At 70.1% G+C, this 25,860-nt stretch carries 23 protein-coding genes; 14 read left to right on the top strand and 9 right to left on the bottom strand.

All coding sequences use genetic code 11. The features are described from left to right. The first annotated feature begins 354 nt into the window (after positions 1-354). From BCD48_RS07355 to BCD48_RS07345, 3 genes are all read left to right on the top strand, one after another. Positions 355-1,560: an amidohydrolase family protein gene (locus BCD48_RS07355; RefSeq protein WP_071047519.1), complete on the top strand. Its 1,206-nt coding sequence runs from the start codon at positions 355-357 to the stop codon at positions 1,558-1,560. A 285-nt stretch (positions 1,561-1,845) separates the two neighbouring features. Further along, positions 1,846-3,285, top strand: coding sequence for an aldehyde dehydrogenase family protein (locus BCD48_RS07350; RefSeq protein ID WP_071047518.1), 1,440 nt, complete (start codon positions 1,846-1,848; stop codon positions 3,283-3,285). A gap of 31 nt (positions 3,286-3,316) precedes the next feature. Beyond that, on the top strand, positions 3,317-4,531 hold the full coding sequence (locus tag BCD48_RS07345; RefSeq protein WP_083418287.1) for a CaiB/BaiF CoA transferase family protein: 1,215 nt from the start codon (positions 3,317-3,319) through the stop codon (positions 4,529-4,531). A 122-nt stretch (positions 4,532-4,653) separates the two neighbouring features. On the opposite strand, the gene BCD48_RS07340 is transcribed toward BCD48_RS07345, so the two are convergent. Beyond that, the gene (locus tag BCD48_RS07340) at positions 4,654-5,385 is read right to left on the bottom strand and encodes an enoyl-CoA hydratase/isomerase family protein (RefSeq protein WP_071047517.1); all 732 of its coding nucleotides are present in this window, start codon (positions 5,383-5,385) and stop codon (positions 4,654-4,656) included. A gap of 79 nt (positions 5,386-5,464) precedes the next feature. Here BCD48_RS07340 and BCD48_RS48785 point away from each other — a divergent pair, with 79 nt between their 5' ends. The 4 genes from BCD48_RS48785 to BCD48_RS07320 all read left to right on the top strand — a co-directional run bounded on the left by BCD48_RS48785 (position 5,465) and on the right by BCD48_RS07320 (position 11,453). Further along, positions 5,465-7,165, top strand: coding sequence for an AMP-binding protein (locus BCD48_RS48785; protein ID WP_116271447.1), 1,701 nt, complete (start codon positions 5,465-5,467; stop codon positions 7,163-7,165). A 313-nt stretch (positions 7,166-7,478) separates the two neighbouring features. Further along, entirely contained in the window at positions 7,479-8,939 is a 1,461-nt protein-coding gene (locus BCD48_RS07330) for a FadD3 family acyl-CoA ligase (protein ID WP_071047623.1), read from the top strand. 226 nt (positions 8,940-9,165) lie between these two features. Then, positions 9,166-10,128 carry a TIGR03564 family F420-dependent LLM class oxidoreductase gene (locus tag BCD48_RS07325; protein ID WP_071047516.1) on the top strand — a complete coding sequence of 321 codons (963 nt, stop codon included), beginning with the start codon at positions 9,166-9,168 and terminating at the stop codon, positions 10,126-10,128. 227 nt (positions 10,129-10,355) lie between these two features. Continuing rightward, positions 10,356-11,453 carry a CaiB/BaiF CoA transferase family protein gene (locus BCD48_RS07320; protein WP_241841569.1) on the top strand — a complete coding sequence of 366 codons (1,098 nt, stop codon included), beginning with the start codon at positions 10,356-10,358 and terminating at the stop codon, positions 11,451-11,453. A 10-nt stretch (positions 11,454-11,463) separates the two neighbouring features. On the opposite strand, the gene BCD48_RS07315 is transcribed toward BCD48_RS07320, so the two are convergent. Then, entirely contained in the window at positions 11,464-12,501 is a 1,038-nt protein-coding gene (locus tag BCD48_RS07315) for a ferredoxin--NADP reductase (protein WP_071047515.1), read from the bottom strand. A 75-nt stretch (positions 12,502-12,576) separates the two neighbouring features. Here BCD48_RS07315 and BCD48_RS07310 point away from each other — a divergent pair, with 75 nt between their 5' ends. From BCD48_RS07310 to BCD48_RS07290, 5 genes are all read left to right on the top strand, one after another. Further along, complete coding sequence (locus BCD48_RS07310; RefSeq protein ID WP_071047514.1) at positions 12,577-14,106, top strand: class I adenylate-forming enzyme family protein; 1,530 nt, start codon at positions 12,577-12,579, stop codon at positions 14,104-14,106. Positions 14,107-14,533: 427 nt separating this feature from the next. Beyond that, positions 14,534-15,475, top strand: coding sequence for an acyl-CoA dehydrogenase family protein (locus BCD48_RS07305; RefSeq protein WP_071047513.1), 942 nt, complete (start codon positions 14,534-14,536; stop codon positions 15,473-15,475). Continuing rightward, on the top strand, positions 15,462-16,562 hold the full coding sequence (locus tag BCD48_RS07300; protein ID WP_071047512.1) for an acyl-CoA dehydrogenase family protein: 1,101 nt from the start codon (positions 15,462-15,464) through the stop codon (positions 16,560-16,562). The genes BCD48_RS07305 and BCD48_RS07300 overlap by 14 nt, the downstream gene beginning before the upstream one ends. A 24-nt stretch (positions 16,563-16,586) precedes the next feature. Next, positions 16,587-17,366, top strand: coding sequence for an enoyl-CoA hydratase/isomerase family protein (locus BCD48_RS07295; RefSeq protein ID WP_198543129.1), 780 nt, complete (start codon positions 16,587-16,589; stop codon positions 17,364-17,366). A gap of 6 nt (positions 17,367-17,372) precedes the next feature. After that, entirely contained in the window at positions 17,373-18,512 is a 1,140-nt protein-coding gene (locus BCD48_RS07290) for an acyl-CoA dehydrogenase family protein (RefSeq protein ID WP_071047511.1), read from the top strand. Between the two features lie 758 nt (positions 18,513-19,270). On the opposite strand, the gene BCD48_RS07285 is transcribed toward BCD48_RS07290, so the two are convergent. The 5 genes from BCD48_RS07285 to BCD48_RS07265 all read right to left on the bottom strand — a co-directional run bounded on the left by BCD48_RS07285 (position 19,271) and on the right by BCD48_RS07265 (position 23,235). After that, positions 19,271-19,729 (bottom strand): RICIN domain-containing protein, encoded by a 459-nt coding sequence (locus BCD48_RS07285; protein WP_157910445.1) that lies wholly within the window; start codon positions 19,727-19,729, stop codon positions 19,271-19,273. A 506-nt stretch (positions 19,730-20,235) separates the two neighbouring features. Then, on the bottom strand, positions 20,236-20,550 hold the full coding sequence (locus BCD48_RS07280) for a hypothetical protein (RefSeq protein WP_071047509.1): 315 nt from the start codon (positions 20,548-20,550) through the stop codon (positions 20,236-20,238). 76 nt (positions 20,551-20,626) lie between these two features. Further along, the gene (locus tag BCD48_RS45670; protein WP_083418285.1) at positions 20,627-21,214 is read right to left on the bottom strand and encodes a PASTA domain-containing protein; all 588 of its coding nucleotides are present in this window, start codon (positions 21,212-21,214) and stop codon (positions 20,627-20,629) included. A 240-nt stretch (positions 21,215-21,454) separates the two neighbouring features. After that, on the bottom strand, positions 21,455-22,003 hold the full coding sequence (locus BCD48_RS07270) for a GNAT family N-acetyltransferase (RefSeq protein ID WP_071047508.1): 549 nt from the start codon (positions 22,001-22,003) through the stop codon (positions 21,455-21,457). Further along, positions 22,000-23,235: a helix-turn-helix domain-containing protein gene (locus BCD48_RS07265; protein ID WP_071047507.1), complete on the bottom strand. Its 1,236-nt coding sequence runs from the start codon at positions 23,233-23,235 to the stop codon at positions 22,000-22,002. Before BCD48_RS07265 ends, BCD48_RS07270 begins: the two co-directional genes overlap by 4 nt. Before the next feature lie 150 nt (positions 23,236-23,385). Between BCD48_RS07265 and BCD48_RS50520 the strand changes: the two genes are divergently transcribed. Next, positions 23,386-23,784, top strand: coding sequence for a hypothetical protein (locus tag BCD48_RS50520; RefSeq protein WP_131803823.1), 399 nt, complete (start codon positions 23,386-23,388; stop codon positions 23,782-23,784). Here the strand turns inward: BCD48_RS50520 and BCD48_RS48780 are convergent. Together BCD48_RS48780 and BCD48_RS07255 are read right to left on the bottom strand one after the other, a co-directional pair. Beyond that, on the bottom strand, positions 23,743-25,059 hold the full coding sequence (locus tag BCD48_RS48780) for an IS3 family transposase (RefSeq protein WP_274536500.1): 1,317 nt from the start codon (positions 25,057-25,059) through the stop codon (positions 23,743-23,745). The two genes, BCD48_RS50520 and BCD48_RS48780, sit on opposite strands and share 42 nt — an antisense overlap. Before the next feature lie 14 nt (positions 25,060-25,073). Next, positions 25,074-25,370, bottom strand: a complete 297-nt coding sequence (locus BCD48_RS07255; protein WP_071047505.1) for a transposase — start codon at positions 25,368-25,370, stop codon at positions 25,074-25,076. A 108-nt stretch (positions 25,371-25,478) separates the two neighbouring features. Here BCD48_RS07255 and BCD48_RS07250 point away from each other — a divergent pair, with 108 nt between their 5' ends. After that, positions 25,479-25,856, top strand: a complete 378-nt coding sequence (locus BCD48_RS07250) for a glycine-rich domain-containing protein (RefSeq protein ID WP_491677120.1) — start codon at positions 25,479-25,481, stop codon at positions 25,854-25,856. Positions 25,857-25,860: the final 4 nt, after the last annotated feature.

Genomic DNA, 25,860 nt, shown 5'->3' with positions numbered 1-25,860 from the left:
CGGCCGGTCTCGCTGCGAGGCCCGAGCGCTTCGTGCGCTGCGGGTGCCGCGCCCCGCCGAGGGTAACCCCCTGTGGCGGTCGCTGATCCCGATCATGCTCAGTCCGATCGTCGGCCTGCTTGTGCGTACGTGCCGAGGGCCCGTACCCCGCATCGGCCGGTGGGCCGGGTGTCGGGGCGGTTGCCCGAGGAGCAGGTTTCGACGATCGTGTCAGAACGTGATTCGGTTCGCCACCGGTAGGTCGGACGGGGGCGCCGTGACCACTGCCACCCGGCTCGCGCCCGTGCACCCGGCCGATAGGTGCATTATTAATTAACTTCGACGGAACCAGCCAGAGCCCAAGCGGGAGGCCCGATGTCCGGCCCCGAGATCCCGGTGTTCGACGCCGACAACCACCTGTACGAGACGATCGACGCGTTCACCAAGTACCTGCCGCCGCGCTACAAGAAGGCGATCGACTACGTCGACGTGCACGGCCGCACGAAGATCATGGTCCAGGGGACGGTCAGCGAGTACATCCCCAACCCGACCTTCGAGGTCGTCGCCCGGCCGGGTGCGCAGGAGGAGTACTACCGCAAGGGCAACCCGGACGGCAAGTCCCGCCGCGAGATCTTCGGCAAGCCGGTGAAGAGCATCCCGGCCTGGCGCGAGCCCGCGGCGCGCCTGAAGCTGATGGACGAGGAGCAGGGCCTCGCGAGGACCCTGTTGTTCCCGACGCTCGCGAGCCTGCTCGAGGAGCGGATGAAGGACGACCCGGAGCTGACCCACGCGGCGATCCACGCGCTCAACGAGTGGCTCTACGAGACCTGGCAGTTCAACTACAACGGCCTCGACCGTATCTTCACCACCCCGGTGATCACCCTGCCAATCGTCGACAAGGCGGTCGAGGAGCTGGAGTGGGTCCTGGAGCGGGGCGCGAAGGTGATCCTGGTCCGGCCGGCGCCGGTGCCCGGCTACCGGGGGCCGCGCTCGTTCGCGCTGCCGGAGTTCGACCCGTTCTGGGCGCGGGTCCAGGAGGCCGACATCCTGGTCGCCCTGCACTCGTCCGACTCGGGCTACTCCCGCTTCACCGGCGAGTGGACCGGGGCCGCGACCGAGCACCTGCCCTTCCAGCCGAACGCCTTCCGGATGCTGCACTCCTGGCGGCCGATCGAGGACGCGGTGGCGTCGCTGGTCATCCATGGCGCCGTGTCGCGCTTCCCGCGGCTGAAGGTCGCGGTCGTCGAGAACGGCGCCTCCTGGGTCGGGCCGCTGCTCAAGACCCTCAAGGACCTCTACAAGAAGATGCCGCAGGACTTCATCGAGAACCCGGTCGAGGCCCTGAAGCGCAACATCTACATCAGCCCGTTCTGGGAGGAGAACTTCGCCGAGCTGGCCCAGCTGCTCGGTGAGGAGCACATCCTCTTCGGCTCCGACTACCCGCACCCGGAGGGCCTGGCCAACCCGGTCAGCTACATCGACGACCTCAAGGACCAGCCCGAGCCGTTCATCCGCAAGGTCATGGGCGAGAACCTGGCCAAGCTGATGAACGTCCCGGTGGCGCTGCCCGCCACGGTCTGAGAGGGCACCGGCGGGGCGCGCGGCGCCCCGTCGGCCGGGCGCCGCGGGTGCGCTGTGCCCGGTAGGGTCGACGGCCCGGGTATGTGCCCGGGCCGTCGAGGCACCCGGCGGCGGCCCGCTGTACCGGGCAGTCCATGAAATCTTGATTCCCGTCAGGTGAGAATGTAGCTTCCAGCACAGGGAAGCGCTGGTAACGGGCCTCCGCGCACATCCGGCGTGCGTCCTCGGGGATGATCGGCGAGGACGCACCACGAGAACCAACCAGAAGAGGGCGAGGGAGCTGCCGTGAAGGGCTTACTCATCGACGGGCAGCTGGTCGAGGCGCCGAGTGCGACGGTCTCGCTCAACCCGACGACGGGCGAGGTTCTCGGCGAGGCACCGGACGCGACGGTCGAGCAGGCGGTGGCCGCGGTGAAGGCGGCGCGCCGGGCGTTCGACACGACGGACTGGTCGACGAACGTCGAGTTCCGGGTGCGTTGCCTGAACCAGTTGCATGAGGCGTTGGTCAAGCACCGCGAGGAGCTGCGCGAGCTGACGATCGCCGAGGTCGGGCACCCGCGCGTGATGACGTACGGCGCGGCGCTCGATGTCCCGATCGACATCGTGAAGTACTACGCGGACCTGGCCGCGGGCTACTCGTTCACGGAGGAGCTTCCGGAGGTCGAGTCCCACGGGATCAAGAATCGACGCTGGGTGGAGAAGGAAGCCGCGGGCGTCGTCTCCGCGATCATTCCCTACAACTACCCGACCCAGATCGCGATCGCGAAGGTCGCTCCCGCGCTCGCGGCCGGCTGCACCGTGATCCTCAAGGGCGCGCCGCAGACTCCGCTGATCACCCTGGCACTCGGCGAGATCATCGCCAACGAGACCGACATCCCGGCCGGCGTGGTCAACGTGATCACCTCGCCGTCGGTCGAGGTCGCCGAGGTGCTCACCGGCCACCCCGACGTCGACATGATCAGTTTCACCGGCTCGACGCCGGTCGGTCGACGGATCATGGAAGTCGCCGCCAAGACCGTCAAGAAGGTTTTCCTGGAGCTCGGCGGCAAGTCGGCGCTCATAGCCGTCGATGACGCGGACGCGGACTTTCTCGCCCTCATCGCGACCATGACGATCTGCTCGCACGCGGGGCAGGGCTGCGCCGTCACCTCGCGCCTGCTCGTGCCCAGCTCGCGCAAGGACGAGTTCGTCGAGAAGGTCAAGGCCACGATCGAGAACATCAAGGTCGGTGACCCGGCGCTGGAGGAGACCTACGTCGGCCCGCTGATCAGTGCCGAGCAGCGCGAGAAGGTCGACGGGATCGTCCAGCGGGCCGTCGCGGCCGGCGCCACGCTCGTCGCCGGAGGCAAGAGCCTCGACGGGCCCGGCTACTTCTACGCCCCGACGGTGCTGGCCGACGTCGACCAGGACAGCGAGATCGCTCAGGACGAGGTCTTCGGCCCGGTTCTGGCGATCATCGCCTACGAGGACGACGACGACGCCGTCGCGATCGCCAACAACTCGATCTTCGGTCTGTCCGGCTCGGTGTTCGGCGCGGACGACGAGCGAGCGATCGCGATCGCCCGGCGGATCCGGAGCGGGACGATCAGCGTCAACGGTGGCAACTGGTTCGCTCCGGACTCGCCGTTCGGCGGGTACAAGCAGTCGGGCATCGGCCGCGAGATGGGCGTGCCCGGGCTGGAGGAGTTCTTGGAGCGCAAGACCCTGGCGGTGCCGGTCAAGTGAGCGTGGTCAAGCTGACCCAGGGGCTGGGCCGGTGAGCGCCCGGCCCCTGGAAGGCATCCGCGTCCTCGAGGTCGCCATGTACGGCTTCGTGCCGTCGGGTGGCGCGGTCCTCGGGGAGTGGGGCGCTCAGGTCATCAAGATTGAGCATGCCGTGACTGGCGACCCGCAGCGCGGGCTTACGCAGATCGGCAAGATGAAGGTCGACCCCGCCGGGCCGAACCCGAACATCTGGCACAGCAACCGGGGCAAGCGCAGCGTTGGCCTGGACATCGCCAACCCGCTCGGCAGGGAGGTCCTGCTGGAGCTGGCGAAGCAGGCCGACGTGTACCTGACGAACCATCTGCCGAAGGTGCGCGAGAAGCTGCGCGTCGACGTCGACGACATCCGCGCCGTCAACCCGAAGATCATCTATGCGCGCGGCAGCGCGCTCGGCCCGCGCGGCGCGGAGTCCACGAAGGGCGGGTTCGACATGACCGCCTTCTGGGCGCGCGGCTCGTCCGCCGCGAGCCTGACGCCGCCGGGCACCGAGGGCGTCGTCAACCCGCCCGGGCCGGCGTACGGGGACACGATCTCCGGCACGAACCTCGCTGGCGGCATCGCCGCGGCGCTGTTCCGCCGCGAGCGGACCGGCGAGCCCTCCATCGTCGACGTCTCGCTGCTGGGCAGCGGGGTCTGGTCGATGGGCCACGGGGTCGCGCTGTCGAAGTTCGTCAACATGGCCTTCGAGGGGATCGTGCCCGGCGAGCACGGCGCGCCGACCAACCCGCTCTCCGGGCTGTACAAGACCAGGGACGGCCGGTACATCTCCCTGGTCATGCTGCAGCCGGCCCGGTTCTGGGCGGACGTGTGCCGCCACGTCGACCGGCCGGAGCTGGCCGACGACCCCCGGTTCGCCACCGCGGAGCTGATCGGCCAGAACACCCCCGAGGGCGTCAAGCTGCTACGGGAGGCGTTCGCCACCAGGACCCTGGCGGAGTGGACCGAACGGCTGGCCACCCTGTCCGGGCCGTGGGCCCCGGTGCAGGACTCGCTGCAGGTCAGCGCCGACCCGCAGGTCAGGGCCAACGAGTACATCATCGACGCCGGGGAGATGGAGCTCGTCGCGAACCCGGTCCAGTTCGACGTCACCGCGCCCGTCGCGGCCCCGGCGCCGGACTTCGCCGCCCAGACCGAGGAGGTCCTCCTCGAACTCGGCTACGGCTGGGACCGCATCATCGCCCTGAAGGAAGCCGGCGCGGTTACCTGACCGCCGGGCCGAGGCTCGTCGACGGTCCGGTGCCGGGGACAACGGCCACAGGCAGGAGGGGAGGACGCCGTCTCGGCGTCCTCCCCTCCTTATACCCAGGGCGCTGTTGTCGTCCTTACTTGTTACTTGTCGCGGATCCGGTTCAGGACCTTGTCGACCTCGGCCCAGTGCGCGTCGGAGACCCACAGGTCGCCGAAGGCCTCGGCGGCCTCCCGCGGGCCGACCGTGCCGGACATGACGCGCTTGGTCTCGGCGGCCGGGTGGTGGGCCAGGGACTTCGCCAGCGCGCGCCAGCCGGCGTCGAACTCGGCGCGTGGGAGGACCTTGTCGACCAGGCCCAGGCGGGCGGCCTCGGCGGTGTCGACGACGGCGCCGGAGCCGGCGAGCATGAGGGCCCGGCCGCGGCCGACGACGGCCGCCAGCCGCTCCGCGCCGCCCCATCCCGGCATGATCGCCAACATGGCCTGAGTGAAGCCGATCCGGATGTCCTCGGCGGCGACGCGGATGTCGGCGGCGATGGCCACCTCGGCGCCTCCGCCGAGGGCGTGGCCGTTGATCGCGGCGATGACGGGCCCGCGGAACGCGGCGATCCGGTCGCACAGCCCGCGCATCCGCAGCGCCATGTCGACGGCGCCTTCCTTGGTCCGGATCGTGGCGAGCTCCTTAAGGTCGCCGCCCGAGATGAACGCACGGTCGCCGCCGCCGGTGATGGCCAGCGCGTGCGCTCCCGACGTGTCGACAGCGTCGAGCACCTTCTCCAGCTCGTCCATCGTGTCCCGCGAGATGGCGTTGCGTGCCTCGGGCCGGTCGACCGTGACGACCGCGAGGCCTCCGTCGATGTCGAGATCGATCACTATGCCTTCTCCGTCTTTGGTACTAACGTTCTCGTCTGGTGAGAGTACCGTCGCCGCACGAAACGGAGTGTGCACCAGCATGCGAACCATCCCCGCCGAGCTGGTCAAGCGCTACGAGGCCGAGGGGTGGTGGACCCGGGAGACGCTCGGTGACCTGTTAGCGGCCGGGCTCGCGGCCGCGCCCGACGCCCAGTTCCGGGTCCACTCGGACGTGCGGCCGTATGAGGGGACGCTTCGCGACGTCGAGCGGCTCGCCCGCCGGCTCGCCGCGGGGCTGCGGGCGCGCGGGGTGGGCCCCGGCGACGTCGTCGCCGTCCAGCTTCCCAACTGGGTGGAGGCGGCGGCGACCTTCTGGGCGTCGACGTTCCTCGGCGCGGTCGTCGTGCCGATCGTGCATTTCTACGGCCGCAAGGAGCTCGGCTACATCCTGCGCACCGCGAAGCCGAAGGTGTTCGTCACGGCGGAGCGGTTCGGCCGGATGGAACTGCACGAGGACCTGTGCGCCGAGGTACCGATCGTCGGCGTGGTCGACCGTGACCCTGAGCGACGGAGGGCACGCGCGGACGGGGTTCCTGCCGGATCGACGAAGTCGATCTGGGAGGTCGTTTCGTCCGAGCGGAGCGAGGACGGAGCCGGAGCGCGTGACCGACGCGGCGAAGCAGAAGGCTCTGAGCGACGCGGCGGAACGGTGGATTTCGACGACCTGCTGGCCGACGAGCCGCTCGAGGGCGTGCTCCTGGTTGACCCGGCCTCGACGGCGGTGATCGCGTTCACCTCGGGCACCACCCGCGACCCGAAGGGCGTGGTGCACAGTCACCAGACGCTGGTCTTCGAGACCCGCCAGCTCGCCGGGCTGATGCCCGAGGACCGGGGCGCCCAGCTCACCGGCGCGCCGGTCGGCCACTTCATCGGGATGCTCAACGCGCTGCTGATCCCGGTGCTGGACGGCATGCCGATCAACCTGCTGGACGTCTGGGACCCGGCGAAGGTGCTGGCGCTGCTCGCCGACGGCCTCACCGTCGGCGGCGGCGCGACCTTCTTCATGACCAGCATCGTCGACCACCCCGACTTCGAGCTCGCCAAGCACTACGAGGGGATCCGCTACGCGGGCCTGGGCGGCTCCTCGGTGCCGGCCGCGGTCACCACCAGGCTCACCGACCTGGGCGTCACCGTCTTCCGGTCGTACGGCAGCACCGAGCACCCGTCGATCACCGGCTCGCGCTACTCCGCGGCCCTCGAGAAGAGGATCTTCACCGACGGCGACCCGATGACGGGCGTCGAGATCCAGCTAGCCGAGGACGGCGAGATCCTCAGCCGCGGCCCGGACCTGTGCCTGGGCTACCTCGACGACGAGCTGACGGCGAAGGCGTTCGACGACGAGGGCTGGTACCACACCGGCGACGTCGGCGTGCTCGACGCGGACGGCTACCTCACGATCGTCGACCGCAAGGCGGACTTCATCATCCGCGGCGGGGAGAACATCAGTGCCTTGGAGGTGGAGGAGGCGCTGCTCACGATGCCGGCCGTCGCCGAGGCGGCGGTCGTGGCCGCCCCCGACCCGCGCCTCGGCGAGCACGCCGCCGCGGTGCTGCGGCTCGCCCCGGGGCACGAGGTGCCGACGCTCGCGGAGATGCGGGCGCACCTGGAACGGGTAGGGCTGGCCAGGCAGAAGTGGCCCGAGGAGGTCCACACGGTCGGCGACTTCCCGCGCACGGCCAGCGGCAAGGTCCAGAAGGTGCTCCTGCGGCGGGACATTGCGGCCGGACAGGCCAGAGAATAGGATTCTCGCCTTGAGCAAGGATGGATCTCATGTCGACGCGCTCGCCGGACCCGGTCGTCGACACGAGCGACCACATCGGGCCGATCGACGGCTGATCGACCGCTGAGCGCCGCCGCGATGGAACCAGGAAGCCGAGTACGGAACCAGGAAGCCGAGTGACGAGGACGTCCAGGTGACAGAGAACCGAGAGGGCCAAAGGGCATGCGAGAATGATCTTCCTTCGCATGCCCGGCGGCCCGCGTCCCCAGAGGCACTCAGAGTGGCCGGGGACCTCAGGATTGCCGGGAGCACCGAGAGCGCGACGTTCACGGGGCTGCCGTGGGACACCATCCCGCGGATGGTGGCCAGCACCGCGGAGCGGTTCGGTGACGCCGAGGCGCTCGTCGACGGTGACCTGCGCCTGACCTATGTCCAACTGGTCGAGCGGGTCCGCCGGGCGGCCGGCGCGTTCGCCGCGCTTGGCGTTGGCAAGGGCGACCGGGTGGCTATCTGGGCGCCCAACTCCGCCGAGTGGGCGATTGCGGCCTTTGGACTGCTGACCGCCGGCGGTGTCCTGGTTCCCGTCAATACCCGTTACAAGGCGGCCGAGGCCGCCGACATCATCGTGCGCAGCGGTGCCAAGGCCGTGCTCACCCAGCCCGGCTTCCTCGGTATCGACTACGAGGTGCCGGACGGGGTCACGAACATCGACCTGAAGTCGGACTTCCTCACGAGCGGCTCGCCGTTCGAGCGGGAGGTCGACGGCGGCGACATCGCCGACATCATCTTCACCTCCGGCACCACCGGGCGCCCCAAGGGCGTGATGATGAACCACCGGCAGACCCTGCGGCTGTATTCCGAGTGGTGTTACCAGGCCGATCTGCGCGAGGGCGACCGGTACCTGATCGTCAACCCGTTCTTCCACACGTTCGGCTACAAGGCAGGGCTTGTCGCGTCACTCATTCGTGGCGCGACCATTCTGCCGCTGGCCGTCTTTGATGTGGACAAGGTCGGCGAGCTGGTCGAGCGGGAGAAGGTCACCATGCTCCCGGGCGCGCCGACCATCTACCACTCGCTGCTGGAGGCCAGCGGCCCGCACTTGGCCGAAGGTGGCAGAGCCTGGCACGACCTTTCATCTCTGCGCTGCGCGGTCACCGGCTCGGCCGACATCCCGGTGGAGCTCATCCGCCGGATGAAGGCCGAGCTGCCGTTCCAGCACATCATGACCGGCTACGGGCTCACCGAGGCCGGCACCGCCACGGCCTCCCGTCCCGGCGACTCGTTCGAGTCGATCGCGACGACCGTCGGCGCGCCCTGCGACGGCATCGAGGTCGCGGTCGCCGGTGACGGCGAGGTGCTCATCCGCGGCTACAGCGTCATGCAGGGCTACTTCGACGACCCGAAGGCCACCGCCGAGACGATCGACGCCGACGGCTGGCTGCACACCGGCGACCTCGGCTCCCTCGACGAGCGTGGTTACCTGAAGATCGTCGGCCGCAAGAAGGACATGTTCATCGTCGGCGGGTTCAACGCCTATCCCGCCGAGATCGAGGGATACCTCCTGGAGCACCCGGCCGTCGCCCAGGCCGCCGTCATCGGCGTGCCCGACGAGCGGCTGGGCGAGGTGTGCAAGGCGTTCCTGGTACTCCGCGCGGGTGCTCAGGTATCCGCCGAGGAGGTCATGTCCTGGTCCAAGGTGCGGATGGCCGGGTTCAAGGCGCCGCGATATGTCGAGTTCCTCGACGCCCTCCCGTTGAACGCGACGGGCAAGGTAATGAAGGACCAGCTGCGGTGACGGCCGGGAACCCGCTCGGCCAGAGTGGCACGGGCCGGTCAGGCGCCGAGGTGACCGGCGTCGCCAGCGCCGCCTGAGTGGGGCGCTTCGCGCCGACCGTGCGGTCACAGGGCCGGTGCGCACACCCGGGCCGGTCCTTGTCCGCGCCGGCGAGGTGCCTGTGACTGTGCCTGCGCTGACGCTGGCGGCGGCGCGTAAGAGTTGACCGAAGAGTTAGGTGGAGAAGATGGCGCGGTTCGGCGTGATGATCGGGCCCGAGCGCGGGGACTCCGCGCGTAAGGCCGCCCGGATGCTCGACGACGTGCGCTGGGCCGAGGGCGCGGGGATGGACACCGCCTGGATCCCTCAGGTCCCGACGGACTTCGACGCGCTGATCACCGTCGCGCTGATGGGCACGGTGACCGAGCGCATCGAGCTGGGGACCGCGGTGGTCCCGCTGCAGCCGCAGCACCCGATCGCGCTGGCGCGGGCCGCGATGTCGGCGCACGCCGCCACGAACGGCCGGCTCGCGCTCGGCGTCGGGCCGTCGCACCACTGGATCGTCAAGGACATGCTCGGCCTGCCCTACGACAGGCCGGCCGCGTTCACCCGCGACTACCTCGAGGTGCTGAACGCCGCCCTGGCGGGCACCGGCGGCGCCGACGTCGAGAACGACACCTTCACGGTCCACAACCCGCTCGGCCTCACCCCGGTCGCGCCGCTGCCGGTGCTGGTCGCCGCCCTCGGCCCGGTGATGCTGCGCATCGCCGGCGAGAAGGCGGACGGCACCGTGCTGTGGCTGGCCGACGAGCGCGCCATCGGCGGGCACATCGCGCCGAGGATCATCAAGGCGGCCGAGGAGGCCGGGCGGCCGGCGCCGCGGATCGTCGCGGGCATTCCGGTGTGCCTGTGCCTGCGGGACCAGGTCGAGGAGGCCAAGGCGCGCGCCAACCGGATCCTCGGCGAGGCAGAGGTCTCCCCGAACTACCAGCGGCTGCTCGACCAGGGCGACGCCAAGGACGTCGGCGACCTCGCCGCTGTCGGCGACGAGGAGATGATCGTCGCCCGGATCAAGCAGTTCGTCGACGCCGGCGTCACCGACCTCTCCGCGCGGCTGCTGCCGATCGGCGACAACCGCGACGAGCTGGTGGCCTCCAAGCGCCGAACCCGCGAGGTCTACGCCCAGATCGCCGCCGACCTTCGGGCTTAGTAGAGGGCCAAAGGGTGCGCGACAATGATCTTCCTTCGCGCGCCCGGCGGCCGTTGTTCGGGAATCAGGACGGGGCGCTGAGCTCCCTCGCACGTGGTCCCAGTTCTCGAGGCCCATGATGATGGGTGGTCTGGCCCGGTGTCGCGGGTCGGCGAGGTGGCTGGGTGGGCGCTGCGCCCAGGCGCCGTCACTTGACGGTGCCACGCGCCGCGCACGGAGGGAGCGCTGTGACGGAGCGAGTTCGGGATGCCCTGACCGGTTCCGCCGCGGGTCAGGGGCCGCTGGCGGGAATCAGGATTCTCGAGGCCGGCCACATCCTGGCCGGCCCGTACGCCTCGATGCTGCTGTCGGACCTCGGTGCCGAGGTCATCAAGATCGAGCCGCCGACGGGCGACATGTCGCGGCAGGTCGGCGAGGCCTACTTCGCCAGCCTCAACCGCGGCAAGCGCAGCGTCGTCGCCGACCTGACCACGCGGGAAGGCCAGGACCGGCTGCACGAGCTGACCGCGGGCGCGCACGCGCTGATCGTCAACCAGCGGCCGTCCGCGATCCGCAAGCTCGGGCTGACCTACGAGGCGCTCAGGCAGTACAACGAGAAGCTCGTCTGCGTCGCGATCACCGGCTACGGCCTGCGCGCCGGCGACGACCCGGCGTTCGACTACATCATCCAGGCGGCCACCGGCGTCGCGGCGCTCACCGGTGAACCGGACGGCCCGCCGACGCTGCCCGGCTACACGGCGGCGGACAACTCCGCGGGCCTGACCGCCGCGCTGGGCCTGCTCGCCCAGATCGTCTCCGGCCGGGGCGGGCAGGTCGAGGTGTCGCTGCGCGACGTCATGCTCTCCCAGCTCAACTACAAGGCGTCGGCGTACCTAAACGACGGCACCGAGCCGGTGCGCCACCCGTTCGGAGCGCACTCGTACTACGTGCCGGCGCAGCTGTTCCCGACCGCGGACGGTTTCATCGCCATGTTCCTGACGCACGACCGCTCCTGGCGGACGTTCGTGACGGAGGCCGGGATCCCCCCGGAGGAGGTCGCGGCCTTCCCGACGATGGCCGACCGGGCCGCGAGCCGCGAGGAGGTGGTGGCGATCGTCATCAAGGCACTGGCGGCGGACACAGCGCGCGGCTGGGAGGCGCGGCTGCGTCCCCAGGGCATCCCGATCGCCGCGGTCCGCTCCCTGCCCGACGCCCTGGCCGAGGCCCCCGAGGCCGTCGTCGACGCGGGCGGCGGCTTCCGTCTGATCGGCAGCCCTATCCGTGTCGACGGCTACGAACCGGCCTACGGCCCGCCCCCAGCTCTCGGCGAGCACGGCCGCGCCTGAACCGACCGCGTTACTCGTACTTGACGACGACCTTGTCCGACTCGGGGAGGCCCTGGCAGGTGAGCACGTAGCCGTCGGCGACCTCGTCGTCGGTCAGCGCGTCGTTCACCCGCATCGAGACCTCGCCCTCCTCGACGTGGGCCATGCAGGTCGCGCAGGTGCCGGACTCGCAGGAGAACGGCGGGGTGAGCCCGCCGCGGCGCGCGCTCTCCAGGAACGTCTCGCCGGGCCGGCGGGGAACCGTCACCTTCTTGCGGCCCAGGATGATCGTCACCGTGCCCTCGAGGACCTGGCTGGCCGCCGAGCCGGAGCCCTCGGCCCCGGTGCCGATGGCCTCGTCCTCCTCCGGAGGCAGCGGGGCCGTCACGCCGAACCGTTCGATGAAGATCTTCCCTGCCACGGGGATGGCGGCCTCGACCAGGTCCATGAACGGCGTCGGGCCGCAGATGTAGACGTCGGCGCCGGTGTCCTCGCCGAGGAAGACGCGGACCGCGTCCGCGTCCAGGAAGCCCTTCTCGACGTCCAGGTGACGGGTGACCGACAGCCGGCCCGGGTACCGCTCGGCCAGGTCGGCCAGCGCCTGCCAGAAGATCGCCGCAGGCTGGTCACGGTCGGCGCACAGGAGCCGGACCCGGCGGTTCGTCGTGGCGAGCGCGCTCTTGGCCAGGGAGATGACCGGGGTGATCCCGCTGCCGCCGCAGAAACCGATCAGCGGCGCGTCGGTCTCGCGAAGGCAGAAGACGCCGTGCGGCCTCGTCAGCTCGACCTCGTCGCCCTTGGCCAGGTTGTCGATCATCCAGTTCGACACCCGGCCGGCGGGGACTCGCTTGACGGTCACCGCGAGCTCGCCGTCTGTCTCCGGCGCGCTCGACATGGAGTAGCTGCGCAGCACTTCCTGGCCGTCGATCGTGACCTTGAAGGTGCAGAACTGGCCGGCGCGGTACTCCCACGGCCCCGCGACCGGGGCGAGCGCGAACGTCCGCGCGTCGGCCGTCTCCTCGATCACCCGGGTGACGGTCGCACGCTGGAACAGCGGAGGTCTCGGCATGTGACGACATCCTCTGGTATTAAGGTTCTAACTAGACGAGAATACAGTTTCCACCGACGAGACGGGAGCCTCTCCATGGTGGTCCTCGTCTTCGAGGAGCAGGAGTACAGCCAAGCCCGGCTGGACGCCCTGACCAGCGGGTTAGCCGATCGGCTCGCTGGCGGTAGGGTCCGTGCCGGTGACCGCGTGGCGCTGATGTCGTCGACCCGTCCAGAATTCATCATCGCTGTACGGGCCATCTGGCGGCTAGGTGCTTCCGTCGTGCTGCTCAGCCCCGCGTGGAAACGCGGCGACGTCGAGCACGCCCTGGCTGTCAGCCAGCCGGCACACGCCATCGGTGACCACCCGGTGCTCGCCGAACTGATGCCGATGCTCCACCTGGACGAGCTCGTCGAGCTTACCGAGCCCACCCCGGTCGCCGCTCCCGGCGAGCGACCGGCCCCCGCCGAGGCATCCGCTCCCGGCGAGGCGGCGGCTCCCGACCCCGCCGCGGACGCGCTGTTCGTGTTCAGCTCCGGCACGACCGGGCTCCCGAAGGCCGTGCGGCACACCCACGGCTCGTTCGCCGCCGCCGTCGGCCACTGGCGCGACGTGCTCGGGATGACGGCGGCGGACCGTATCCAGGTCGCGACCCCGCCGTCGCACATCCTCGGCATCCTCAACATCGTCACCGCGCTCGAGACTGGGGCCTGGATGCGGCTGCACCGCCGCTTCAGCCTGGACGCGCTGCTGCGCTCGATCCAGGACGACCGGATCACCATCGAGATGGCGGTCGCCCCGATCGCGCTCGCGATGGCCTCACACCCGGACCTGGAGTCGTTCGACCTCTCGTCGCTGCGCTTCATCATGTGGGGCGCGACACCCGTCACGGCAAGCGTCGCAGAGACCGTCACCCGCCGGGCCGGGGTGCGGTGGCTCCCTGCCTACGGCGCGAGCGAGCTGCCTGTCCTCGCCTGCAACCCGCTCGAGGGCGCGCGGCTGGACAGCGTCGGGAAGGCCGCACCGGGCGTGGACCTCCGGGTCGTCGACCTGGAGACCGGCAAGCCGCTCGGCCCGGGGGAGACCGGCGAGATCCAGGCCCGCTCGCCGTCGCTGATGGCCGGCTACCTCCCAGAAGACGCCAACGCGGAGGCCTTCGACGACGGCTGGTACCGCACCGGCGACGTCGGCACCATCGACGACGACGGCTGGGTGCGGCTCACCGACCGGCGCAAGGAAATGATCAAAGTGCGCGGCTTCCAGGTCGCGCCCGCCGAGGTCGAGGCGGTGCTGCACGGCCACCCGGCGGTCGCCGACTGCGCCGTGTTCGGCGTGCCGGACGCGGCGTCCGGCGAGGTGATCGTCGCCGCCGTCACCCGTACGGCCCCCGCCTCGGCCCCCGTTACCGCCCCGCCCGGGCAGGCGGCGGACGTGTGGGCCGTCACGTCCGACGACGCGTTGGCCGCGGAGCTGCTCACTCTGGTCGGTACGCGGCTCGCGTCCTACAAGTGGCCGCGCCAGGTGGTGTTCGTCGCCGAGATCCCGCGGCTGCCCTCCGGCAAGGTGCTGCGCCGCGTCCTGCGCGACACGGCGCTCGCGCCGGAGTCGCTTCGGGGTGCCGGATGACCGCAGGCCCGGCTCCGTCCATGACGTTCAAGCGCTGCGCAACTGTCCTGGCCCGGAGGCGCCGGCCACGAGCGAAGCGAAGTGGCCCCCCGCAAACGCTTACACCGCTCGCAACGTTGAAGCGCTCCGCAACCGGGCTGGCCTGGAGGCGTGCCTCCGCGGAGGCCCGTCCACGAGCGAAGCGACGTGTCTCGACATGTGGGCCAGCTCGGATTGGTGAGGTGCAGCGGCAGGCGACCGTCCTGGCCCGGAGGCGTGCCTCCGCGGAGGCCCAGCCACGAGCGAAGCGACGTGGTTGGGCCGCAGCGGAGGTCGCCGGAGGGCACGTGAGCGGAGGAGGACGCCGCGCGGAGGTCCCCTCCGAGCGAAGCGAGGAGGGGGCCGGAGCGCGGCGCCCGGACGGAGCGAACCAGAAACAAGGAGCAGTATGGACGTTCGTCTGACGACTGAGCAGCGCGAGCTGCGGGACGCGGCCGCCCGGCTCGCGGATGATCTCGGCCCCGGGTCCGTGCTCGACCTGGCCGACGACGACCGGGCGGCGCGGCTGGAGAAGGCGATCGCCGCGACCGGCTGGCGGACCCTGCGGTCCGACGGCGCCTCCGGTGTCGAGGTCGCCCTGGTCGCCGAGGAGTTCGCCCGCGGCCTGATCGACGTGCCGTTCGTCGGCCCGGTGCTGGCCGACGACCTGTACGCGCGGCTCACCGCGGCGGGTGAGCCCGCGCCCGAGGGCCTCGAGACGGCGGCGGCCGGCGCGGCCACGGTCGCGGTCGACGGCATCGCCGTCGACGCCAAGGGCCTGCGCGGCCTGCTCGCGCTCGAGGGCACCCAGGTGCTCGCCGGCGGCGTCGGGGTGACCGTCGAGGGCGTCGACCTGACCAGGCTCACCGGCGAGGTCGCCGGCCCGCTCACGGCGGTCGGCGAGCTCGACGCCGAGGCAGCGCTGCGGTGGCACGCGCTCGCGCTCGTCGCGACCGCGGCCGACATGCTGGGCGCCGCCCGCGGCGGGCAGGCCCTCGCCGTCGAGTACGCCAAGGTGCGCCAGCAGTACGGCCACGCCATCGGCTCGTACCAGGCGATCGCCCACCTGCTCGCCGAGGCGCTCGCCCTCGTCGAGGGGTCGGTGAGTGTGCTGCGGCACGCCGCGTGGGCGGTCGACGAGCTGTCGGCTGTCGAGGCGGTCCAGGCCGCGCTGGTCGCGAAGGTCTACACCGAGCGCGCCGCCCGCACCATCTGCGAGACCTCGATCCAGGTGCACGGCGGCATCGGCAACACCTGGGAGTGCCTCGCGCACGTCTTCCTGCGGCGCGTGCTGACGTCCGCGGAGCTGTTCCCGGCCAGTCTTGAGGAGATCGACCTTGGACTTTCGTGACTCCCCGGAAGAGGCCGCGTTCCGCGCGCGGCTGCGGGCATGGCTGGCCGAGCACGCCGGTGAGTTCAAGGCGTCCGGCGACGACTACTGGCACCAGGCCGGGCGGTGGCACACCGCCCTCTACGAGGGCGGCTTCTTCGGCCTGTCCTGGCCGAAGCGGTTCGGCGGGCACGACCTGGCGCCGGTCTACGACGTCATCCTCGACGAGGAGCTGGCCATCGCCGGCGCCCCGCCGCGGCCGAGCCTTGGCTACCTGGCGCACGGCCTCGGCCGGCACGCCAGCGAGGAGGTGCAGCAGCGCTTCCTGCCCGGAATGATCAACGGGACCGAGCGGTGGTGCCAGGGCTTCAGCGAGCCGGGCGCCGGCTCCGACCTCGCCTCGCTGACCACCCGGGCCGAGCTCGACGGTGACGAGTACGTCATCCACGGCCACAAGATCTGGACGAGCTACTCCGACGTCGCCGACCTGTGCCTGGTGCTCGCCCGCACCGACCCGGACGTGCCCCGGCACAAGGGCGTCTCCGGCTTCATCGTCTCGATGCACCAGCCGGGCGTCGAGCAGCGGCCCCTGAAGATGATCAACGGGGTGTCGGCCGAGTTCGGCCAGGTCGTCTTCGACGGCGCCCGGGTGCCGGCCGCCAACATGGTCGGCAAGCCCGGCGACGGCTGGAAGCTCGCGATGACCGTCGTCGGTCACGAGCGCGAGCCGTCGACGCTGGGCTTCTCCGCCCGCTACGGCAAGCTCGTCCGCTCGCTCGCGCAGACGGCCGACGCCGCCGGCGGGAAGGTGCCCGACGACCTGCGCTGGGCGGCGGTGCAGGCCGAGATGCTGCGGCTGCACGTGCGCCGGCGGCTGTCCGAGCAGCTCGACGGCGTCACGCACACCTCGGACGGCTCGCTGGACAAGCTGCTCATGACCTGGGTCGAGCAGTCCGTGGGCCACGCGGCGCTGGCCGTCACCGGCACCAGGGACCGGGAGAACCTCGAGGCCTATCTGTACAGCCGGGCGCAGAGCGTCATGGGCGGCACGTCCCAGATCCAGAAGAACATCATCGCAGGCCGCATCCTCGGCCTGCCGACGAGCTGACCTGGCCGGAAGGGACGGACAACGATGTCGGACAACCTGTACGACCTGCCGGACGAGATCCAGGTCCGGGCCGACGGCCCGATCCGGATCATCACGCTGAACCGGCCGGACAACCTCAACGCGGTGAACCACGAGCTGCACCTCGGCCTCGCCAAGGTGTGGACGTTGCTGTCGGAGGACCTGGAGGCCAGGGCCGCGGTGATCACGGGCGCCGGGCGGGCGTTCTCGGCCGGCGGTGACTTCGCCTACCTGAAGCGACTGAGGGATGACCCCGATCTGCAGCGGCTGACGATCATGCACGGCCGGGAGCTCGTGCTCGGCATGGCGCGCTGCCGGGTGCCGGTCGTCGCCGCGGTCAACGGGCCGGCGGCCGGCCTCGGCTGCAGCCTGGTGGCGCTGTCCGACATCGTCTACCTGGCCGAGCGGGCGTACCTGCTCGACCCGCACGTGCAGGTCGGCCTGGTGGCGGCCGACGGCGGCCCGCTCACCTGGCCGCTGCACACGAGCCTGCACTGGGCGAAGGAGTACGCGCTCACCGGCGCGAAGATCCCCGCCGAGCGGGCACTGCAGATGGGTCTGGCGAACCACATCGTCGCCGACCCGTTCGGCGAGGCCCTCGAGTGTGCGAAGAAGATCGCCGGCCTGCCCCGCCAGGCTGTCGAGTCGACGAAGCGGCTGCTGAACATCCACCTGGAACGGGCGGTGATGGCGAGCCTCGACTACGCGACGAACGCCGAGGAGCAGTCGTTCAAGACGCCAGACTTCGCCGCCATCGTCGAAAAGCTCAACGCGAACAAGGGGTGACGACCGGTGCGACGCACGGTCTACGGACCTGAGCACGAGGCATTCCGAGCGGCGGTCCGGACCTTCTTCGAGAAGGAGGTGGTCGCCCACTTCGACGAGTGGGAGGAGCGCGGCATGCCGCCGCGCGACTTCTACAACAAGTGCGGCGACCTCGGCATCCTGGGGCTGGGCATCCCGGAGGAGTACGGCGGCGGCGGCGCCTCGTACCTGTTCAACGCGGTCGTCGCCGAGGAGGCCGGCCGCCTGGGCCTGGGCCTCGGCCCGCTGCGCATCCACTGCGACATCAGCGTGCCGTACTTCGTCGACCACGCGAACGAGGAGCAGCGGTCTCGCTGGCTGCCTGGCCTGGCCGGCGGCGAGCTGGTCTGCGCGCTGGCCCTCACCGAGCCGGGGGCGGGCTCCGACCTCGCGGGCCTGTCGGCGAGTGCCCGCCTCGAGGGCGACGAGTACGTGGTGAACGGCTCGAAGACGTTCATCACCGGCGGCCTGAACGCCGACGTCTTCCTGACCGCGGTGAAGACCGACCCGGCCCAGCGGCACGCCGGCCTGTCGCTGCTCGTCATCGACGCGAAGACGCCGGGCGTCTCCCGGGGCGGGAAGATGAAGAAGATCGGCCTGCACATCCAGGAGGCCTGCGAGATCTTCTTCGACGACGTCCGGGTGCCTGCGGCCAACCTGCTGGGGGAGGCGGGCCAGGGGTTCACCTACCTGACCTCCCACCTGCCGCAGGAGCGGATGTCGATCTCCGTCAACGCGCAGGCCTCGGCCGCGTCCGTCGTCCAGCAGACCGTCGACTACGTGAACGGCCGCAAGGCGTTCGGCAAGACGATCGGCCACTTCCAGAACACCAAGTTCGTCCTGGCCGGCTGCGCGACCGAGGTCGAGGCCGGCTGGGCGATGCTCGACCGGGCACTGACCGCGCTCGACGCGGGCGAGCTCACCCCGACGGACGCGGCTAAGGTCAAGCTGTTCGTCACCGAGATGCAGGGCCGCGTCACCGACGCCTGCCTGCAGCTGTTCGGCGGCTACGGCTACATGACCGAGTACCCGGTCGCCCGGGCCTGGGCCGACGCCCGGGTGGGGCGCATCTACGGCGGCTCCAGCGAGATCATGAAGACCATCATCGCCAAGGACCTCGGCCTGTGATCGACCAGCACGAATTCCGGATCATGGCTCTGACCAGGCTAGCTACACCCGGCATGATCTAGCCACGTCTCGCGGTGTCTCGCGTGCGCGACGGTCCAGAGACGGTCCAGCCCGGTCCGAAGACTGATCGGCGCCACGCGGGACCGTCGCGACCGACGGCGACAGTGAGTGACAAGCCCCGATTCGGGGGCATCCCCCAGGCCCGGCGCCCCAGACGTCCGCGATCTACGCTGGCATCGAGGTGTGCAACGCGAACGCCCCTCCCAGCCGAGACCGGGAGGGGCGTTCGTCGTCTTCGGCTCAGCCGACCGTCGGCCCCGTCGCGGTCTCTACAACGTCCGCTGACACCCCGCCGGGTCCTGCTCCAGTCACCTTCGAGGCGCCACCCATGCTCGGCGAGCCGCTTGTCAGCAAGTTCGCAGAGCGTGGGGAAGCCGGCCTCGTAGTCGGCTGGGAAGCCGCCAGGATTGGAGAGCCAGGTCAACTTCTCGTTGCTGACCAACCTGGCAGCGGCGCCGATCTCCGACAAGGGGTAGCGCCGCAATTCTGGCGCACCGGTCTAGGGTGTCCTCCGCTACGACAACTGGGGGGCGTTGGCGTGAATTAAGGGCGTGCTGGACGAGGACGGGCAGGTTCGCTGCCCAAAGTGCGGCTCCACCAGTCACCGACTGAAGGGGTCGTACACGGTGCGTCCAAGTGCTTCGAGGACGCCCACGCAGTCGGTTCCGATCCCTCGGTAGTCCTGGGGGGTCGCGTCGCTACCCCAAGAAGACCGACACGAACTGCTGGTTAAGCGCGCCGTTGCCGTACCACCCGTCAATCGGCGCGCCCGGCCACAGGCTGTCGCCGTAGACGTCGGCGTAGAGCCCGCTCCAATAGTTGCGCAGCTGGAAGGTCCCGTCCGCCGCGACCTGGAACTGCCACAGCTCGGTGAACCGGCCGTCACACGGCTCCTGCGTCAGGGTGTGGCCGACTACTCCGTCGAAGTTGAGGCAAAGCCCGCTCTTCTTGTTGACGACCTGGCCTTGGTTGCCGGTCAAGAACAGCGCCCAGCGCTGGTTGTCGCCGCCGTTGCTGGACCACTGGATGACCTGGGCGCCGGGCGCCGTCGACCCCCCGTTGACGTCCAGAGTGAGCCCGGACCTCACGGACTTGAACTGGTAGTAGGGCGACGCGGCCCGAGCGGGAGAGGCGACGCCGAGAACAACGGCGGCCATGCTGATGGCCAGGACGGATGCGAGAAGCCCCCGACGCCGGCGGCGACCACGCTGAGCGCCCGCGCTCCTGGCCTGGTCCTCGCCGCACGCCCGCCGACGCAATACTGTGGACATTTGCCGTGATCTCCTCGCTACTTGCCGTCCCACCGTTGGGCTGGTGGCTGCAGTGTTCCGGCAACGCGCCGAATCACTTGTCCGCTCCTGGACACCAGCGGATGGCCGACGCCACGGCGACTAGATCATCAATAGCGCCAATGGCGACACGGGACCTCCTCGACCCCCGAACTGACCGTCGAGGAAGCGGCGAAGCGCCTCGGCACCTAGTCGCGGACGGTCCGCCGCTACCTGTCGCCGTCCAGTGGCGAGTTGTCCCGCCTCGGCGACGGGGTCAGCGAGAAGGCGGTCCGTGCCTACCGGATGCGCCGTACCGAGTCGGTCCGCCGTACCCGCTTCCGTCGGTCCTCGCCCAACGTCGTCCACCACGCAGCCTGAGCCTCAAGGGGCTGTCAGCCGGGCGGTGGCGGGACGCCGAAGTTCGCTATCCGCTCGATCGCATCCGCGAGTCTCGCGACCAACGGGTCCATGCTGCTGGCCGTCTTGTCGCTGTTGGCCGCCTTGCCGAGCCTGTCCAGCCGATGTGTCAACGCCAGGATCGCGAGTGTCTGCGCGTAGGCGATCTTCTCGGCTGGTTCGAGATCTTCCAGCTCGATCGGTTCGAGAATCTGCACGGCCTCCCAGTGGCCGTTGACGATCGTGCCTGCGAGGCGGGCGTCCCTCTCCTCGTCGGTCTCGGGACGTGGGCGGCGGAACCGACCCGGCATGCAAGCCCCCTCGACGTCCCTACCCGCGGCGTGATGTCCCTCCGGCGATTGGTTGACCTGCCAGCCTGGTCTTGCGTCAGCGGGCAGTCTCACCTGGCTTGATCACATACAGCTTGATGTCGGTCAGCGCCTCGACCTGCGTGCCTGCTGGCGGGTCTTGGCGGACGACGACCCAGTTCCGGTCCCACAGCTGCATCCGGCCCTGCCCGGTCGCGTCGATTGATGTGGACCGCAGCGGTGGGAACAGGGTTTCCTGCGCGGACTGGAGATCGCTTCCGACGACGTTCGGAACGGCGACGAGTTCGGGTGTGGCATTCGCGGTCGGCTGGGCGACTGGCTGCGTCGAGGCGACAGTGACCGCCGAAGTAGCCGGTGCTGGCGTCGTCGTCAGTGTGGCTGTCGGTGTCGGTGTCGGTGTTGCACTGGCGGACGACTTGCCATCACCCGAGCTGGCGATGGCGGCGACACAGGACACGAACAGCAGGGCGACGACTCCGAGGGCGGCCCATAGGGGCCAGCGTCGCTTCCATGATGGGCGGGGCGGCGGGCCGGATGGTGGCTGGTTGCCGTAGGCGGGTGGGTAGCCGCCGGTCTGTTGGTAGGGCTGTGTGTAGCCCGGACCTTGGTAGCCGTGACCTTGGTCGTGGGTGCCGTAGTGCGTCATCCCCGTGTCCCCCTGTGATCGATCGGGGACACGCTAACCCATGATTTCTTCACCGACAGTGATCTGGGTGGGCGGGTGGAGGCGGCAAGGTGGGTGGCCGCCACCTGCTCCGCCCTCCTAATCGCCAAGGGCGTCCGCCTTTAGCGGCACCCGCCCGCCGGTCCGTCCCGCGCGTCGGGGCGGGCCGGTCGCGTTCATGTAGGTCGCCGAGCCTGCGACCAGGCGCCCGGGACTGCGAGTTCAGCCGGGCGGCGACCGGTCCAGCCGGTAGAGAATCTGGTCCTTCCACGGCCCGACGCTGCCGTGCCCAGTGACCGTGAAGCCGACCTTCTCCGCGACCCGCTGAGAGGCGATGTTGGCGGGGTCGATGATCGAGATGAAGTGGTCGTCTGGCAGGGTCGACCAGCCCCAGGCGATGGCCGCGGCGGCGGCTTCGGTCGCCAGGCCCTGGCCCCACAGGTCCCGGCGGATTGACCAGGCGGCCTCGACCGCGGGCCATTCGAAGGCGGCATACAGTCCAGCGCGGCCGATGAACTCGCCGGTCGCCCGAAGCTCGACGGCCCACATCCCGTAACCGCGCAATGCCCACATGCCGATCAAATGGCTGACCAGGCGCCAGGTTCCGGCGGTGTCGAAGGTGCCGCCGTTGTGGCGCATCGTTTCCTCGTCGGCGTTCATCGCCGAGTAGGGGGCGATGTCGTCCGGGTGCCAGGCGCGAAGGAGTAGCCGGTCGGTGGTGACGGTGGGGACCGTGAAGGATGCGCTCGCCGTCGATGCAGGGGCAGTCATGACATCTGGCCGGCGGTGAGGGCGAGCATCGCTGGCGCCTCGCGAAGCCGGCCGCGCAGCTCGGCGACGGCCTGGACCGACCGGTGCGGCGCCATGACGCTGGCTAGCTCGCCGGCCCGGGCCCACACGCTGTACGTCGGGCGATCGGCGACCATGTCGAGTGCCCGGGAGACTGTGTCGGCCGCCGCGGCGATGTCGGCTCCGAGCAGTGCGCGGGAGTGGGCAAGCAGCGCGTTGGCGTGCATTTCATAGGGAGCGTCGGACCTGGTGTCGTATGCGGCGACGGACCCGGCTGTGATCGGCAAAGCCTCCTCATGCCGGCCGAGTCGGGCGAGGGTGCCGCCGGCGATGAGCATCCCCCAAGCAGTGCCGTAGGGCTCGCACGACGGCTCGGGTGCGCTGGGAATCGGCGACCGCTCCATCAGTTCCAGGGCGCGCATCGCCCCGGTGTCGTCTCCGAGGGCGCCGAGCGCGCGCGCTTCATAGGCGGCGAGGACCGCCGTGTCGTAGGAATACCCCCAACGGCGGCCGTCGACAGCGACCGCGGCGGCCTCCCGATAGTCCCCGGCATAGAAGTGGAGGGTGCTCCACATGCCTGTGACGGCGGAGGAGAGTGCCGGATCGCCAGTACCAACGGCGTGTTCCTCGGCGAGCTCAAGGAAGGTGGCCGATCCGGCTGTGTCGCCCGTGTTGAAGAACAGCCGGCAGAGCAGGTAGGCGAGCTGGCCGGCCGCGACGCGGAACGCGGGGCGGAGGCGGTCCGACTTCCAGGCGTCCGCGACGATCCCCTCGGCGAGGCGCCAATGCCGTCCGACGACGGGGGTCAGCGCTGAGTGCGGAGTGGCTCCGTACGTGTCAGTCACGGTGCGGATGGTGTGCTGGAGGAGGAGCAGGTCACTGCGGCCCGGGGTCGTCCGGCCGGTCCGGATCCGGACGGTTAGCTCGCCGGCGCTGGCAACCAGTCCCGCAAGAAGGTCTCGACGGTCCGTCGGACTCACCTCCGTTAGCTGCCCGCCTACCAATGTCTGCCTGCGGCGGCCTAGTTCGCCACCGGTTCGGTAGTACGCGTCGAGCTTTTCGCAGAGCGCCGGCGATGGCACCTCGGTGTCCGTCTCGGCCCGGGAGATCGCTGTCCGATCGTGCAGAATCGCCGCCGCCAGCGCGGCCTGGCTCTTGTCGCCGCGTAGTTCGCGGATCCGGGCGGCCAGTTCCGCACGACCATCCTGCCCCATGCGAACCCCCGCCTTGCCTGTGCGGACTGTGCTGACACCGCACATCACAGCACAGCACGGTTACACGTCTAGCGACTATTCGAACACTGCCTGACAGTGGTCGTGCCGGCAACGGCGCCGGCAACGGCACGGACAGTTCGGGAGGCGCCGATGGACCAAATATCCGAACTGGCCGAGCCATCACGGCACCGGACCACCCTCCCGGCCGGCGCTCCGGCCGCGGGTGGTGCTGACGGCCGGGGAGATCCCGATCTCCCCGGCCACCCGGACGACGAGCCGCTGATCGTCAACCTCTGGGGACTGACGATCTTCGACAACCACGGTCGAGTCCTCTGCACCCTCGCACCGTTCTACTCACGCACAGGAGCGGAGACGTACGCGGAGGGCCTGAAGATGCTCCCCGCCTGGGAAGTCGGGCCGTTCCAACTGCTGCGGCTCCGCCCGGCTCAGACCCGACCCGTCGAACGAGCCCCCTCCCCCCACCGGCTCGGGCCCGCCCGGGTGCCATCACCCCCCGGGCGGGCGCGACACCACCAGGAGGCACCATGACCACCCTCGCCCCACCTGCCCCGACAACACAGCCCACAGCCGAGCAGCATCACGGCCATGAACTTGTCGACCCGGCGCTGTTCCGAGCTTCCCCTCGAACCGTGGAGATGATCGGCTGGGGTAGGGCCGGGTCTTGGCCTGGTGTCTGTAGGTGGGTGTACCCGGCGTCGCGCGTCTGATGGGCCAGGTTCCTAACCTGGCCCTGTTTGTGCTGGCCGCGAGGCCGTAGAGGCTCCGGGGTCCAGGATGGCCCGTAGGGCCACCGCCGTCAGGCGGCCGCGGAGCGGTCCTTGACCCTGGAGGGGCGGCCTCGTATGGTGCGCGGCGCTCCCGAACCGGCACCTGGGTCTGGGGATGAGTGGCGGCGCCAGCCGCCTCCATGTTCTTGTCTTTTTCCGGATGGCCGCCGGGGTGGTTCTGGCCGGGTCGGGTCTGGTGTTCGTAGGCGGCCGGGGAAAGCCCGCCGCAGGTTGAGTGGCGGCGTTTGGTGTTGTACCAGTCGATGTAGTCGGCGACGGCGGTTTTCGCCTGCGCGCGGGTGGTGAACTGCGCCCGGGCGAGGAGCTCGAATTCGAGAGTGGAGTGCCACGACTCGATGACGGCGTTGTCCAGTGCCGAGCCGGTGCGTCCCATGGACTGGGTGACGCCTGATTTTTGGCAGGTGTCGGCGAAGTCGGTGGCGGTGTATTCACCGCCCTGGTCGGTGTGCAGGACGACGCCGTCGACGTGGCCGCCGCGGGCGGCGATCGCGGCCCGTAGCGCGGCGGTGGCCAGCGCCGGGTTGTGCCGAGGGCCAAGGGCGAACCCGACGATGCGCCGGCTGTGCAGGTCCAGGACCGAGGCGAGGTAGAGCCTGCCCTCGCTGTTCGGGATCTCAGTCAGGTCTCCGACCCAGACCCGGTCAGGGGCCTCGGGCGGGCAGAACCGGCGGCGGACCAGGTCTGGTGGTTTCGCGGCGTTGCGGTCGGCTTTGGTCAGGCCCCGGCGACGCCGTCGGCGCCGCGCCGCCAGGCCGAGTTCGGCCATCAGCGCCGCGACGGTGTTCTTCGACACCGACCAGCCCCGGGCACGTAGCTCCGCGGTGATCCGCGGGGAGCCGTAGAGGCCGCGGTGCAGGTGGAACAGCCAGCGCACGGCCGCTGCGAGTGCCCGACGCCGCGCCCGGCGCGCCGACTCGTCGCCGTGGCGCCACTTGTAGAACCAGGACTCCGACACGTTCAGCAGCCGGCACGACAGCCGGTACGGAACCTGGTGCTCGGCCCTCTGGGAAACGATGAACCCGGCCAGCTCTACCGGCCCGTCCGGCCCATCGCCTCGTTCACCCAGAGGGCCACGGATCGCTTGAGGACATCACGCTCCATCGCGAGCCTCGCGTTCTCCGCCCGCAGCCGCTCCAACTCCGCCCGCTCGCCCTCGGACAGTTCGCCCTTCTTTTCCCTACGACGCGCCGCGTTCACCCAGTTTCCCAGCGTTGTCTCGTGAACCCCCAGGTCACGGGCCACAGCCGCGACCGGCTTCTCCGTCTCGAGAACGATACGGACAGCGCCTTCCTTGAACTCCTGATCGAACCTACGACGCGATTCCATGACAATCGCCTCACCCTCTGTTCGCGATGTTCTCCACGCTCAGAGGGGGAAACTCAGTTCGCCCGGGTCGCGGCCCGGGTCGCCGCCGACCATCCGGATCACGCCGAGCTGGCTGACCGGATCGTCGACCAAGCTTTGGCGTTCCTCGGCACGTGCGCGGACCGCGGCCCCCAGGGGCTCGTGCCGTCGCCGCTGGTGGACGTCGGCTGGCACGCGTTCATCCTCTTCACCCGCGACTACGCCGCATTCTGCGCCCGCGTATGTGGCCGGTTCATTCATCACGTGCCTGTCGACCCGTCCGTCGATGAAGGCCCGGCCGGTGGCCAGGTCGCTACGATCGCCGCGATGAAGGCATCCGGTTTCGTCGTCGACCCTGACCTGTGGACGACAACCGCGAAGCGCAGGTGCGACCCGGACGACTGCGGTGCCTCCGGCTCGGACGGCAACGAGAATCGAGATACCCGGACCGACCAGGACGACGACTAGGAAT

Origin of the sequence: Pseudofrankia coriaricola (genome assembly GCF_001854805.1) — a bacterium.
Taxonomy (GTDB): Bacteria; Actinomycetota; Actinomycetes; order Frankiales; family Frankiaceae; genus Pseudofrankia.
Note: the sequence above shows the minus strand (reverse complement) of the source record. Positions and strands in the feature narration are given on the sequence as shown.

What these genes read in the sequence shown, in the direction of transcription:
- BCD48_RS07355 (WP_071047519.1), top strand. Translation starts at nt 355, where the DNA reads ATGTCCGGCCCCGAGATCCCGGTGTTCGACGCCGACAACCACCTGTAC.
- BCD48_RS48785 (WP_116271447.1), top strand. Translation starts at nt 5,465, where the DNA reads ATGCGAACCATCCCCGCCGAGCTGGTCAAGCGCTACGAGGCCGAGGGG.
- BCD48_RS07325 (WP_071047516.1), top strand. Translation starts at nt 9,166, where the DNA reads ATGGCGCGGTTCGGCGTGATGATCGGGCCCGAGCGCGGGGACTCCGCG.
- BCD48_RS07315 (WP_071047515.1), bottom strand. Translation starts at nt 12,501, where the DNA reads ATGCCGAGACCTCCGCTGTTCCAGCGTGCGACCGTCACCCGGGTGATC.
- BCD48_RS07310 (WP_071047514.1), top strand. Translation starts at nt 12,577, where the DNA reads ATGGTGGTCCTCGTCTTCGAGGAGCAGGAGTACAGCCAAGCCCGGCTG.
- BCD48_RS07305 (WP_071047513.1), top strand. Translation starts at nt 14,534, where the DNA reads ATGGACGTTCGTCTGACGACTGAGCAGCGCGAGCTGCGGGACGCGGCC.
- BCD48_RS07295 (WP_198543129.1), top strand. Translation starts at nt 16,587, where the DNA reads ATGTCGGACAACCTGTACGACCTGCCGGACGAGATCCAGGTCCGGGCC.
- BCD48_RS07285 (WP_157910445.1), bottom strand. Translation starts at nt 19,729, where the DNA reads ATGGCCGCCGTTGTTCTCGGCGTCGCCTCTCCCGCTCGGGCCGCGTCG.
- BCD48_RS07280 (WP_071047509.1), bottom strand. Translation starts at nt 20,550, where the DNA reads ATGCCGGGTCGGTTCCGCCGCCCACGTCCCGAGACCGACGAGGAGAGG.
- BCD48_RS45670 (WP_083418285.1), bottom strand. Translation starts at nt 21,214, where the DNA reads ATGACGCACTACGGCACCCACGACCAAGGTCACGGCTACCAAGGTCCG.
- BCD48_RS07270 (WP_071047508.1), bottom strand. Translation starts at nt 22,003, where the DNA reads ATGACTGCCCCTGCATCGACGGCGAGCGCATCCTTCACGGTCCCCACC.
- BCD48_RS07265 (WP_071047507.1), bottom strand. Translation starts at nt 23,235, where the DNA reads ATGGGGCAGGATGGTCGTGCGGAACTGGCCGCCCGGATCCGCGAACTA.
- BCD48_RS50520 (WP_131803823.1), top strand. Translation starts at nt 23,386, where the DNA reads ATGGACCAAATATCCGAACTGGCCGAGCCATCACGGCACCGGACCACC.
- BCD48_RS07255 (WP_071047505.1), bottom strand. Translation starts at nt 25,370, where the DNA reads ATGGAATCGCGTCGTAGGTTCGATCAGGAGTTCAAGGAAGGCGCTGTC.